The organism is Nitrospirota bacterium (genome assembly GCA_023229435.1).
In the GTDB taxonomy this organism is placed as follows: domain Bacteria; phylum Nitrospirota; class UBA9217; order UBA9217; family UBA9217; genus JALNZF01.
On record JALNZF010000002.1, the window covers coordinates 143,522 to 156,146 of the forward strand.

The window sequence follows — 12,625 nt, forward strand, 5'->3', positions numbered from 1 at the left end:
ACATCTTATACTGTCCCCTGAACCCCGACCCCTGAACACTGCTATTTGATTTTCATACTGATATCCGCAGCCGGCGCCGAATGCGTCAGGCTTCCGGACGACACGAAATCCACGCCTGTCTCCGCGATCTGCCGGACCGTCTCAAGCGTCACGTTGCCGGAGGCTTCCACGAGTACGCGGCCTGCGATCAGCTTCACTGCCTCGCGCATTATATCGATCGGCATATTGTCCAGCATAATGATGTCGACCTTCGCCGCCAAAGCCTCGCGCACCTCATCGAGTGTTTTGGTCTCGACTTCGATCCTCAGCGTGCCGGTCTTCGTTCGCGCGGACGCGGACGCTTTCGTAATGCCTCCCGCCGCTTTGATATGATTGTCCTTGATCAGGATCATATCATACAAACCCATGCGGTGGTTCTTCCCGCCTCCCATCCGGACAGCGTACTTTTCAAGCTGCCGCAAACCGGGGAGTGTTTTACGCGTATCCAGAACCTCGGCCTTGAGTCCCTTCAGCTTTTCAACATACTTTGCCGTCAAGGTCGCAATGCCGGACAGATGCTGGAGCAGGTTCAGCGCAAGGCGCTCTCCCGCCAGAAGCGCCCTCGTATTGCCGGACAGCCGCGCAAGCTCGGTACCCGCGTGGATGATATCGCCGTCCTTCGCAAAGGGCGTGAACTGAATGGTTGGATCGAGAATGAGAAACACTTCCCGACTGACCTCAATCCCGGCAAGCACCAGGTGCTGCTTCGCCAGCATCACGGCTTCGGACGTTGACTCAGCGGGGATCGTCGCCTCGGAGGTTATATCCCCGGCGCCGAGGTCTTCGGAAAGTGCGCGCTCTATGAGACTCGTAAGATAAGGGTCTACATCGCGCCTCGGGAAAATGTTCATGACTTCGTCAATTCCTCCAGCAACTGTTCTCATCAGCTTCCGCGGCTGCGGTAATATCAACGTTGTATTTTTTTGGCGTGCTTAAACTCTTTTAGAAAGTCCCGGGCCGGACGAGTCCGGCCGCTTTCCGCATCCCGCTCGGCCGGCGCAAGGAGTTTTGCAAGGTTTCCGGCATGCAGATTTTTTTCGTAAACATGCACATCCAGCAGCACGGAATCGGCCTTGCCGTTGACCGTCAGTATTACCGGCCGCCCCGTGGCGTGGAGATGATCAAGAATATCCCGCGTGTTCCGTTTCAGCTCGGTAACAGAGCGAATATCCTCTGAGAGACTTATGCGAGACATACCGCACCTCCTGTGAGGTGTTATTGAGCATTAAACATAGCACTACTTGAGATGGTTGGCAATCGCAAAATTGTCCGTGAATTATCTGGATACGGACTGTATCAACCGGAGAAGCGTTTCAGGATCAGCAACGTCGGTAAGGCGCATTTTACCGTCTTCAGCAACCAGCTTCAACCGGTTACATTTTGTAACCGCTTCACTTCCTTCTTTATTCAGACGGTTCTTCAGAACTTTCCAATAATTTCTTGCAGCCTGATACTCCGGCTGTTGAATTAAAGCTTGAATAATATCCACGACGGAGAAATACCAGGTTTCGGATCCCTCATCATATATTCTGCGGATCTTGTAGTTTTCAAATACAGCAAGCGTATTTTCTTTCATCTCCCGCCTCTTCCACTGTCTTTACAAGAATTGATATAGACATTGAACACGATGAATGAACCGGTATGGGTCTTCTCCGAATCATATCCGCTCAAAATTCATCTCCCATCGACACCCAGTAGCGCCAGTCTTCAACAGCCTGCTTGGCACCGTTGCTCGCCTTGATACCTTCCAACTGCGAGAGCGGCACGCCGAATTTTCGTTTCTCCCATCGGATCGTCACGAACATTTCATGTTTGCATTCATCCTCCGGCGCCATGCTGAGGACTTCCACTACCTCGCCGGTCTTCAATGGGGAAATTGATCTGGCTTTAATACATTTTCCGTTAAATGGAAACTCCAAGCGGTCCTCAAGGTAATAATACCACCCCATGGCGCGCTCGGTTTCGTCGTAGCAGTCTACGATGATTTCTTCGTCAATACGCTCCTCACGGGATTTGTCTGTTTTACGTTTGGCCATGATTCAGGTGGGATTATCTACACCGGTACAACATTATAGACCTGGCCCCATGATGTTCCCTTGATGCGCTCTCTCAGTAAATTTCATTTGCGAAGACTCGATGAATCGAGGCCTGATTCATCGCATCATTTTCCCATATCCAGCTCCGCCCGTACGACCCCGGCAAGCTGCTTGGCGGTCGGCAGTTTCCCCTTCAGTTCGCCGGGCAGCTTCGACTGCAAGTGATACGCGGCCACGCCGATGGGATTTGCTTTCGTGCGCAGGGCGTATTCCACTTCCACATCGTCCTTTTCCGCGCAGAGGATGATGCCGATGGAGGACTGGTCACCCGGCCCGCGTTCCTTGTCGTTGAGTACGTTCAGGTAAAAATCCATCTTCCCGGCGAACTCCGGCTCGAACGGACCGACTTTCAGCTCGAAGGCCACCAGCGCCTTGAGAAAGCGATGATAGAAAAGCAGATCAATGAAATACTCCTTGTTGCCGAGGGCAATGCGGTGTTGACGTCCGACGAAGCAGAACCCGTAGCCGAGTTCGAGGAGAAACGATTGCAGACGGGAGATGAGCCGGTCCTCCAGTTCCCGCTCCTTCACTTCCCGGCGGATGCCGAGGAATTCCAGGTTGTAGGAACTCTTCATCATTTCTTCGGCCTGCTCGGCAAGATGTTCCGGCAGGGCGAGAGGGAAGTTGTGCGTTTTCTTTTCCACAACGGCGCGCTCATAGGCCCCGACCTTGATCTGGTTGAGCAGCATGTTGCGCGACCAGCCGAACTGGACGGTGGCCTGGAGGTAGTAAAGGCGGGCGGCGGGGTCGGTGAGCTTGGCCAAAACGTTTGCATGATGGCCCCATGGAACTGCGGCGATCAATTCTCTCACAAGCTGTGAGAGTTCTTCGCGGCCCGGCGTTTTCTGCCCTTTCTTTTCCAATTCTCTCACAGCCTGTGAGAGAAATAGGTTATCTGTATACGTCCGAAAAAACTGAAGCATCCGCCACACATTTTGCGGTGAAAAACCGAAGGAGCCGGGAAATGCCTGTCGTAAGTCCGCCGAAACCATCTCGACAATCGAATCGCCCCATCCCAGCGTCTGCTGTTTCTCCACGATGCCACGCCCGATGTCCCAGTAAAGCAGAATCAGATCGCGGTTCACGGCTCGCGCGGCGGAAAGACGGGCGGCGGCGACCCGCACTTTCAAATCTGCGATGAACTGCCGGTATTCTTCTGTGATCGACGGATTATTGCCGGTTATTTCTTTCATCGCGCGCCCTTTCAGCATCATTTTGGAAACTGCACAGTTTGAGATAACCGCCGTGCAAAGGGATCAAATCATAATTGTCGCGCATGGCATTGCTTCTGAAAGGTCGGACCTGTCCGACGGAAAAGACTTATCCCAGCATCCCCAGGCTCTGCTCAAGTTTCCCGCGCTTGATCTTGAACTCCTCAAGCTTCGCCGTGTCCTTTTCGACAACTTCCTTCGGCGCCTTATCAACGAAATTCTTGTTGGAAAGCTTTTTGGAAAATACTTCGATGTCTTTTGATATCTTCGCGATCTCTTTCTGGAGCCGGTCGCGTTCCTGGGCGAGATCGAGCAGACCTTCGAGCGGCACATAGACCTCGGCGCCGGCAATCACCGCTGTTGCCACGGATTTGGGCTTTGCTTCAGACACGCCTATGCGAAGCTCCTTGATCCGGGCGAGGGTCTTTGCATATCCGGCGCACTTCTCAAGATGCTCGCCGAGTTCCGCGGTCTCCACTTTCACGATGACGCTTATCTGCATGGACGGCGCTATGTTCATCTCACCGCGGATGTTCCTGATCGCCAGGATCAGGTCCATGACCATCTGCATGTCCCGCTCGATCCCGGCGTTGATCAGTTTCTCATCCGCCACCGGATATGCCGCAACCATGATCGACTCGGCCGAGCTTTTTCGTCCCTCGTCCCTCGTCCCTCGTCCCTTCGCTCTTACTCCCTCCGGCAGCGCCTGCCATATCTCTTCCGTAATGAACGGCATGATCGGATGCAGCAGGCGAAGCGCGGTTTCGAGAACATGGGCAAGCACGGTCTGCGTCGCTTGCCGCGACGCGGATCCCTTTTCCTCGTATAAGACGGGCTTGGACAACTCGAGATACCAGTCGCAGTACTCATGCCAGATGAAGTGATACAGCGACGAGGCGACGTCGTTGTACCGGTAGTCAACAAGCGCGGCCTGCACGTCTTTCGCGACCGAGTTCAAGCGCGAGAGGATCCAGCGGTCGGCGAGTGTTGCGTTCGGGGTTAGGAGTTCGGAGTTCGGAGCGAAGTCTTCTTCCAGATTCATGAACACGAAGCGGCTCGCGTTCCAGATCTTGTTCGCGAAATTCCGGTAGCCCTCGATGCGTTCAGGCGCAAGCTTGATGTCCCTGCCCTGGGCGGCGAACGCCGTGAGCGTGAACCGGAAGGCGTCGGTGCCGTACTGGTCGATCATCACGAGCGGGTCGATCACATTGCCCTTGGACTTGCTCATCTTCTGGCCTTCGGCGTCGCGCACGAGCGCATGGATATACACCTGCCGGAACGGCGCCTCGTGCTTGAAGTGCAGCCCCATCATGATCATTCGCGCCACCCAGAAGAAGATGATGTCAAAGCTGGTGATGAGCACCGAGGTGGGATAATACGTCTCAACCTCTTTGGTCTTGTCCGGCCATCCCAGTGTGGAGAAAGGCCAGAGCGCCGACGAGAACCATGTGTCGAGAACATCGGGATCTCGCATTAACTCGTGAGAACCGCAACGGGGACATTGCTTTGGCGCCTCCTTCTGGACAATGGCTACCGCATCGACTCCTATTGTTGCAACTTCCTCCGGCGGGGCTGGCATCCTCCCACCCTCACCGACAGCACCTGCACCTGTTTTTGAAATGCGTACGGCTTTATCACACTGCCTGCAATACCATGCCGGTATTTGATGCCCCCACCAGATCTGGCGCGAGATGCACCAGTCCTTGATGTTCCGCATCCACTCGAAGTAGGTGTTCTCCCAACCCTTGGGAACAAACTGCACGCGGCCGTCCTCCACGACCTTGATCGCGGGTCCGGCAAGAGGTCCGGTCTTCACAAACCACTGGGGGGATAGAGCGGGCTCAACAATGGACTTGCAGCGGTAGCACTTGCCTACGGAGTGCGCATGGTCATCGGTCTTGACCATGAAACCCCGCTCCTGGAGCAGTTCAACCACCATGCCGCGGGCCTTTTTCGCCGGCTTTCCCACGATCAGCTTGAGAACGTCCGGCAGTACATCGGGAATGTCGCCTCGTATCTCAGCCCCGTCATTCAGTATTTTTATGCGCGGCAACTCCGGTTTCTGCCGTTGTCCTGCCTCATAATCGTTGAAATCATGCGCAGGGGTGACCTTGACGGCGCCGGTCCCGAACTCGAGGTCCACCAGGATCGAGTCACCGATAATCGGGATCTTCCTGCCCGTAAGCGGCAGGTCAACGGTCTTGCCGATCAGATCCTTATAGCGCGGGTCAAGCGGGTGAACGGCGACGGCGGTGTCTCCGAGCATGGTCTCCGGCCGCGTGGTCGCGACGGTCAATCGGATAGAGTGGTCGTGGCTCAGGGGATAAGCAATATGGTAGAGCTTGCCCTTCTCGTCCTCGTGCTCCACCTCGATATCCGACAGCGCCGTGTGACAGCGCGGACACCAGTTGATCAAGCGCTCGCCTCGATAAATCAGTCCCTCTTCATGAAGGGTGACAAAGACCTCAATGACTGCTTTCGAAAGACCGGGGTCCATCGTGAACCGTTCTCGGTCCCAGTCACAGGACGCGCCCATGCGCTTCAACTGGTTGATGATCCTGCCGCCGTATTCCTGTTTCCATTCCCAGACCTTCTCGACAAACTGCTCTCTCCCGAGCTGATGGCGGTCGATATGCTCCTTTGCCAGATGACGCTCAACCACGTTCTGCGTAGCGATTCCCGCGTGGTCCGTGCCCGGCACCCAGAGCGTGTTTCTGCCGGACATGCGCATCCATCGAACAAGGATGTCCTGGAGCGTGGTGTTCAACGCGTGGCCGATATGGAGCGAGCCGGTCACGTTCGGCGGGGGGATCACGATCGAAAAAGGCGCGCTGCTCGCACGTTCATCGGCGTGAAAATATTTTTTCTCCGTCCAGAAACCGTACCATTTTTCTTCTACTGACTTCGGGTCATAGGCCTTGGGCAATTCTTTTCCTGACATGAAGCACGATCTCCTTTACCCCGTTAGAGAAGGCTCACTCTTGTCGGCGATTGATATACTCCGTGAAAAATTGCGGTCGATAGCTGCAATCGGTCATCATGAGGGAATGTGTTCTCTCACGGGGTTTACCCGCACACCGTCGTCCAAATAAAAGAGGGGAGCAAGTCCCCTTTATGTAAATCATAAATCTCAAATTACAAATCCCAAATAAATTCCAATTACCAATTACCAAATTCAAAACGTTTGCCATTTGATGCTTGGTGTTTTGGCGCTTATTTGGGATTTGGTGCCTGGATCCTGGAATGTATCTTATTAAGACTCCATCGCTTTCAATCGTTCGATTTCCTCTTTGATCATGACCTCTGCCAGCTGAGGGACTGTTTCCCAGGCCACTTTTTCGATCACTTCCCGGGCGACTTCCCGGGCGATCTTCATGACCGCTTCCTCGATCCCTCTCCGCACCGTGTCCTCGGAGATCTTCGGAATGGGCGGAGTCATGTCACTGAATATTTCCAGCGCCATCTTGGAGACGGTCTCTTCCGCCATCTTCCGCAGTTCGCCCGCGGGAATCGGTGTTGGATGCGAAATGGCCTTTTTTTCAAGCGCCTCTTCCACCGTCTTCGCGGCCACTTCTTCCACCATGGTCCTGAGCGTCTCATCGGAACGCGGCGACGTTTTCGTCGATGGCTGTTTGTCAAATAACTCTCTTGCGATCCTCTGGACGGCCTCGTCGGCCACACTCCACATATCGCTCGGGGAGAGGTCCGGCGGCAGGGCAACAGGCCTCTTCTCGAAAGCTTTGCTCGTCAAGCTCGATACCTTTTCTTCCACCAGCGCGCTCAGGGCCTCATCGGACAGCTGAGGCGGCTGGACCGGCGGCATCTGGGCGAACACGTCTTTTGCCATCTTGGCGATGGTCTCTTCCGCTATGCTCCATACCTCGCTCGCAGAAAGCGTCGGCGGTTGCGGCGCCGGCATCTTTTCCAGGGCCGCTTTCGTCATGCTCGCGACTTTTTCATCAACCATGGCGCGAAGAGTCTCATCGGAAATCTTCGGTGGTTGAACAGGCGGCAGGTTTGCTAAAGCCTCTTTCGTCATGCGTGCAACTTTTTCATCAACCATGGCGCGAAGAGTCTCATCGGAAATCTTCGGTGGCTGAACAGGCGGCAGGTTTGCGAATACATCCTTCGCCATCCTGGTCATGACCTCTTCTGCCATCTTGCGCAGCTCGGCCTCAGACGGCGACGATGCCTGAATCGACGGCGGTGTGGACTGCGGCGGCGGAGAGCTCGGGGTCCTGGGCCTCGATGCTGCCTGCTGATCCGCCCCAAGAGCGCGATTAAGGGCTTCAATGGTAGTGATCTCGGGTTGGGGCTCTTCTTTATCCCTGGTCAGGCCCAATCCGGCCCGCATCTCTTCCACGGCCTTGGCGCCGACTGGCAACGACTTCGCCATGTCGCGCGCAAGTGGTTCGTCCACCTCTTCCACGACGGGCTCAACTTCGTACACAGACTCTTCCTCAACCGGTGAGGCTGTTCGCACGAGATCCGCCGGAGAAGGGGCTTCGCTGATAATATCAAAGATATCCGCAGGCGCGGCCTTTTTGGGTTTTGGTGGTGCCGCTGGTGGGGGTGCCGAGGGCTGGCGCGTGGGGGAAGGCGTGGGCTCAGCACGCCGTGGCGCGGCCCCGGCAAGCGCTTTTTTCACTTTTCCGATAAGTTCCTGGGACTCAAAGGGCTTGGCAATGTTGTCGATGATCCCCGCCTGTTTGCCCTTTGCGTCGTCATACACGTCGTCCCTGCTCATCATGAGGATGACCGGCATCTGCGCGAACTGCGGGGTCTGTTTCAGCCGCGCCGCCAAGGAATAGCCGTCGATGCGCGGCAAACCCACGTCCACGAGCACCACATCGGGGACGACCCGCGTCGCTTCGTTCAGTGCCGTCTCGCCGTCGCTCACGCAAACGACTTCGTAGTCTCTTCCCGAAAAAAGCATTTCCACCACTTTCTGGATTGTGATGCTCTTGTCGGCCAATAGTATTTTAACTGGCATGTTAAAAAAATTAACACATTTCTTTGGGTGTGTCAAGTTTTCGTTTTATTTTTCTTCATGTTATGGCACCTGACACCCTGCGGGACAATGGCTCATTGTTTCCGTTGGATCAGGCCCGGGGTGAGCAGTATGAATATGCTCCTTGCCGCCTCAGTTGATCTTCACGTTGTCTTCCGATGCAGTCGTCAGTTCCTGGACATTTTCTGCAGCTTCTTGAGGCTCTCCCAATCATCATCAACAAGTTTTGTGATTTCGATCAATCGAAACTAGTGGAGCCCCCCTCCGGCAGTCCCGCCACGGCGGGACCTATACAATAACGCGACCTCCCGCGCCACCATGCATTCCTCCCCCGGAGGGAGCCGGGGGATTTCAAGTCGCGGGATTAACAAGTTCCGTTTGAATCTTGCAGACCATCATATCCCTTCATGAGGATGTCCTTGTTGACCTTGAGCAGTTCCCTCCGGTGAGCGGGGGTGATTTCGTCAAGCGCGCTGAGCGCGGACTTAATATCGACGATGCCGGCAGCAGCGATGAACGCACCCATCAAGGCCATGTTCGCGAGGCCTGCATTGTTCATGGATGAAGCGATGGCGCCGGCAGGTGTCGTGACGAGCCTGATGCCGCCCCTGGGTGTTGCGGATCGTATCTGCGATGGATCATAGATCAGGATGCCGCCGGGAGACAGTCTCTCCACGAAGCGCCGATAGGAATCATCGTTCATGACCACCAGCACGTCGGGGTTCCTGATGACCGGAGAGCCGATCATTCTGTCCGATATGATAACGGTGCAGTTCGCGGTGCCGCCGCGCATCTCGGCCCCGTAGGAAGGGAACCAGGTGACCTCCCGGCCTTCAAGCATGGCTGCGTAGGCCAACAGCTTCCCGAAGAACAGCACGCCCTGTCCGCCGGAGCCGGCTATGATAATGCGTTTTCCCATAGAAGTACAGGTCCCGCCTGCTTACCGGGCATCCTTGAACACCCCGAGCTTGAATACGTCCATCATCTTCTCACGCAGCCAGATGGTGGCCTGGGCGGGGGTCATGTTCCAGGTGGTGGGGCAGGCGGATAGTATCTCGATCAAGCTGAAGCCTTTGTTCTCCATCTGGCAGCGGAAGGAATCCTCAATGAGCGCCCGGGTGTTCTTCACGTTTGCGGGTGAATCTATCGAGGTCCTGGCGATCAGCGACGGGCCTTCGAGCGTGGCAAGCAGCTCCGCCATGTGAAGCGGGTAGCCTGCTGTAATGCCGTCCCTGCCGTTCGGCGTCGTCGTGGTAATCTGCCCCAGAAGGGTTGTCGGCGCCATCTGTCCGCCGGTCATGCCGTACGTGGCATTGTTGATGAAGAAGACCGAGATGTTCTCCCCGCGGTTGGCGGCGTGAATGATCTCCGCGAGCCCGATCGCGGCCAGATCGCCGTCACCCTGATAGGAGAACACGATACTGTCGGGACACACCCGCTTCATGCCGGTGGCGGCGGCAGGCGGCCTGCCATGGGCCGCTTCAAGCATGTCGAAGTCGAAATACTCATGAGCAAAAACAGCGCATCCGACGGGTGCGATGCCGATGGTGCGCTCACGGATGTTCAGCTCGTCGATGACCTCGGCGATCAGGCGGTGGATGATGATGTGCCCGCAGCCGGGACAGTAGCGAAATGAAGTATTCTTGAGGCTCCGGGGCCTGTCAACGTTCTTTTTCATCCGTTATCCTTTACTGCACCCTTCAGCCGTTCGTACAACTCTTCCGGTGTGAAGATCGAACCGCCGGGCCGCCCGTAGAACAGGACCTCTGATCTGCCGTTGACCGCCAGCCGCACGTCCTCCACCATCTGGCCGGCATTCAATTCAATGGTCATGAACCTCCGGTGTGGTCCTGCCAGTTCTCGCAGCTGCTGTTCCGGGAAGGGGAACAACGTGATCGGCCTGAAATGGCCGATCTTCATGCCGTCCTCCCGGAGCATGCGGACCGCGGCAGTTGCGATGCGGGCGGTTATCCCGAAGGAAACTACGATCAGCCCGGCGTCCTCGACGGCATAGGTCTCATACCGGACGTCCCGCATCTTCATGGTGCGATATTTTTTCTGGAGCGCGTTGTTCCGCTGTTCGAGTTCGCCTTCCGCCATGTACAGGGTCCTGATGACATTGGGCTGTCTGTTCCTGCAGCCGCCGAGGGCCCAGGTCTTCTCGGGTAGACGGGGCCGCATATAGGGGGTCTGCTCGACAGGCTCCATCATCTGTGCCAGGATGCTGTCGCCCAAGACCATCACCGGGGTCCGGTACTCATCAGCCTTGTCGAAGGCGAGCATCGTAAGGTCCCAGAGCTCCTGCACACTGAAGGGCGCGTAGACGAGCATCCGGTAATCCCCGTGCCCGCCTCCCTTGACCGCCTGAAAATAGTCCGCCTGGCTGGCCGAGATATTGCCGAGGCCGGGGCCGCCCCGCTGCATATTGACGATCACGGCGGGGAGTTCGGCTCCTGCCAGAAACGATATGCCTTCCTGCTTCAAGCTGATCCCGGGGCTGCTCGACGACGTCATGGCGCGGGCCCCGCAGGCCGATGCACCGTAGACCATATTGATCGCGGCCACTTCGCTCTCCGCCTGGATGAACGTTCCGCCCGCGGCAGGCAGCTTTCGGGACAGGTACTCAGGGATTTCATTCTGGGGCGTTATGGGATAACCAGCGTAGAAACTGCATCCCGCCCGGACCGCCGCCTCGGCAAGGGCATCGTTGCCCGTCATAAGCACTTTCCGCATGGGGGAAATTATATCATGTTTTGGTTCAGTAAAAAGAAGAATATGGGGGAATGTCTCGTAACGGGGCTGCCGAGAAAACCGGGGAATTATAGAATCTACTTTTTGCTGAATGACACTATCACAAAATGCGGAGGTCGGGAAGAACCACACTTTGCGTTTTTCGAGTGATAATCATTACTTCAAATGCCGCCCGGTTTTCTTTGCATGAAACCACCGGGGGTCAAATCTTCGGCCTACCATTCCCTGCCCTCTCATCACAACAACTTCTTCGCCACATTGTCGATAAACGTCTCGGTAGTCGCATAATTCGCAGGCTTCGGTTCAGCGATCGCAGCAAGGTCCTTGGTCATCACGCCTTCCTCGATGGTCTTGACCGCAACGGACTCCAGCTTCTTGGCGAACGCCACCACCTCCGGCGTCTTGTCCAGCTCGCCGCGCCGGGCAATCGCGCCGGTCCAGGCAAAGATGGACGCCACGGAGTTCGTTGACGTGGGGTTGCCCTTCAAGTGTTCGTAGTAATGGCGCATTACTGTGCCGTGCGCGGCCTCGAACACATACTTTCCCTCGGGCGAGACCAGCACCGAGGTCATGAGGCCGAGGCTGCCGAAACCCGAGGCCACCAGATCACTCATCACGTCGCCATCATAATTCATGCACGCCCAGAGCATGCCGCCTTCCGCCTTCATGATCTGCGCAACCGCGTCATCGATCAGCATGTAGCGATAGGTGACGCCTGCCTTCGCAAGGTCGGCCTTGCGGGCCGCGGCCTCCCGGTCGAAGACCTCTTTAAAAAAACCGTGATACGTCCGGGAAATGGTGTCCTTGGCGCCGAACCACAGGTCGCAGTGTTCGCCGATGCTGTAATTGATGCAGGCCCGCGCAAAGCTTTGGATGGATTTCTCGGTATTATGCATGCCCATGATCACGCCGGGCCCGGTGAACTCGTGAATCACGAGCGAGACCGTTTCCTTGCCCGCGGAAGGCGTGAACACCAGCTCTGCCCTGCCTGGCGCGGGAACCTTATACTCGACCGACTTGTAAATATCGCCATACGCGTGTCTGCCGATACTGATCGGCCTTTTCCAGCTCCGAACCGCCGGCGGAATGTTCTTCGCGATGATGGGCTTGCGGAAGACCGTGCCGTCAAGGATGGAGCGGATCGTGCCGTTCGGGCTCTTCCATGCCTGCTTAAGGTTGTACTCCTTCACCCGTGCCGCGTTCGGCGTGATGGTCGCGCACTTCACGCCCACGCCGTGCAGGGTGACGGCATTCGCCGCCTCGATCGTTACGGCATCATCGGTCTCGTCCCGATGCTTGATGCCGAGGTCAAAATAGTTGAGGTTCATGTTCAGGTGCGGCGCGAGCAACTTGTCCTTAATCATCTTCCAGATAATGCGCGTCATTTCGTCGCCGTCCATCTCCACGATGGGACCCTTCACCGTAATCGTCACAATAAGCGCTCCTTGATGATGTTTGGTGTCTGATGCCTTATTCGGATGGAATTGTAATGCGATGAGGTGAAATTGTCAATCAAA

General features: G+C 56.1%; 10 protein-coding genes and 1 pseudogene. All 11 read right to left on the reverse strand.

Features of this window, described 5'->3' with window-relative positions; translation table 11 throughout:
• Positions 1 to 41 precede the first annotated feature (41 nt).
• The 11 genes and pseudogenes from nadC to M0R70_02330 all read right to left on the reverse strand — a co-directional run bounded on the left by nadC (position 42) and on the right by M0R70_02330 (position 12,544).
• Complete coding sequence (gene nadC / locus M0R70_02280; GenBank protein MCK9418189.1) at positions 42 to 890, reverse strand: carboxylating nicotinate-nucleotide diphosphorylase; 849 nt, start codon at positions 888 to 890, stop codon at positions 42 to 44.
• A gap of 56 nt (positions 891 to 946) precedes the next feature.
• A complete protein-coding gene (locus M0R70_02285) occupies positions 947 to 1,234 on the reverse strand; it encodes a type II toxin-antitoxin system Phd/YefM family antitoxin (GenBank protein ID MCK9418190.1) in 288 nt (95 codons plus the stop codon).
• An 81-nt stretch (positions 1,235 to 1,315) separates the two neighbouring features.
• Positions 1,316 to 1,615, reverse strand: coding sequence for a hypothetical protein (locus M0R70_02290; protein MCK9418191.1), 300 nt, complete (start codon positions 1,613 to 1,615; stop codon positions 1,316 to 1,318).
• A 91-nt stretch (positions 1,616 to 1,706) separates the two neighbouring features.
• Positions 1,707 to 2,075, reverse strand: a complete 369-nt coding sequence (locus M0R70_02295) for a calcium-binding protein (GenBank protein MCK9418192.1) — start codon at positions 2,073 to 2,075, stop codon at positions 1,707 to 1,709.
• Positions 2,076 to 2,200: 125 nt separating this feature from the next.
• Positions 2,201 to 3,328 carry a PDDEXK nuclease domain-containing protein gene (locus M0R70_02300; GenBank protein MCK9418193.1) on the reverse strand — a complete coding sequence of 376 codons (1,128 nt, stop codon included), beginning with the start codon at positions 3,326 to 3,328 and terminating at the stop codon, positions 2,201 to 2,203.
• A gap of 127 nt (positions 3,329 to 3,455) precedes the next feature.
• Positions 3,456 to 6,287 carry a valine--tRNA ligase gene (locus M0R70_02305; protein MCK9418194.1) on the reverse strand — a complete coding sequence of 944 codons (2,832 nt, stop codon included), beginning with the start codon at positions 6,285 to 6,287 and terminating at the stop codon, positions 3,456 to 3,458.
• Positions 6,288 to 8,051: 1,764 nt separating this feature from the next.
• Positions 8,052 to 8,282: pseudogene (locus M0R70_02310) on the reverse strand (response regulator).
• A gap of 439 nt (positions 8,283 to 8,721) precedes the next feature.
• Positions 8,722 to 9,276 (reverse strand): 2-oxoacid:acceptor oxidoreductase family protein, encoded by a 555-nt coding sequence (locus tag M0R70_02315; GenBank protein ID MCK9418195.1) that lies wholly within the window; start codon positions 9,274 to 9,276, stop codon positions 8,722 to 8,724.
• A gap of 21 nt (positions 9,277 to 9,297) precedes the next feature.
• A complete protein-coding gene (locus M0R70_02320) occupies positions 9,298 to 10,035 on the reverse strand; it encodes a thiamine pyrophosphate-dependent enzyme (protein ID MCK9418196.1) in 738 nt (245 codons plus the stop codon).
• Positions 10,032 to 11,090: a 3-methyl-2-oxobutanoate dehydrogenase subunit VorB gene (locus M0R70_02325; protein ID MCK9418197.1), complete on the reverse strand. Its 1,059-nt coding sequence runs from the start codon at positions 11,088 to 11,090 to the stop codon at positions 10,032 to 10,034. The genes M0R70_02320 and M0R70_02325 overlap by 4 nt, the downstream gene beginning before the upstream one ends.
• 254 nt (positions 11,091 to 11,344) lie before the next feature.
• A complete protein-coding gene (locus M0R70_02330; protein MCK9418198.1) occupies positions 11,345 to 12,544 on the reverse strand; it encodes an NADP-dependent isocitrate dehydrogenase in 1,200 nt (399 codons plus the stop codon).
• Positions 12,545 to 12,625: the final 81 nt, after the last annotated feature.

What these genes read in the sequence shown, in the direction of transcription:
- nadC (MCK9418189.1), bottom strand. Translation starts at nt 890, where the DNA reads ATGAACATTTTCCCGAGGCGCGATGTAGACCCTTATCTTACGAGTCTC.
- M0R70_02285 (MCK9418190.1), bottom strand. Translation starts at nt 1,234, where the DNA reads ATGTCTCGCATAAGTCTCTCAGAGGATATTCGCTCTGTTACCGAGCTG.
- M0R70_02290 (MCK9418191.1), bottom strand. Translation starts at nt 1,615, where the DNA reads ATGAAAGAAAATACGCTTGCTGTATTTGAAAACTACAAGATCCGCAGA.
- M0R70_02295 (MCK9418192.1), bottom strand. Translation starts at nt 2,075, where the DNA reads ATGGCCAAACGTAAAACAGACAAATCCCGTGAGGAGCGTATTGACGAA.
- M0R70_02300 (MCK9418193.1), bottom strand. Translation starts at nt 3,328, where the DNA reads ATGAAAGAAATAACCGGCAATAATCCGTCGATCACAGAAGAATACCGG.
- M0R70_02305 (MCK9418194.1), bottom strand. Translation starts at nt 6,287, where the DNA reads ATGTCAGGAAAAGAATTGCCCAAGGCCTATGACCCGAAGTCAGTAGAA.
- M0R70_02315 (MCK9418195.1), bottom strand. Translation starts at nt 9,276, where the DNA reads ATGGGAAAACGCATTATCATAGCCGGCTCCGGCGGACAGGGCGTGCTG.
- M0R70_02320 (MCK9418196.1), bottom strand. Translation starts at nt 10,035, where the DNA reads ATGAAAAAGAACGTTGACAGGCCCCGGAGCCTCAAGAATACTTCATTT.
- M0R70_02325 (MCK9418197.1), bottom strand. Translation starts at nt 11,090, where the DNA reads ATGCGGAAAGTGCTTATGACGGGCAACGATGCCCTTGCCGAGGCGGCG.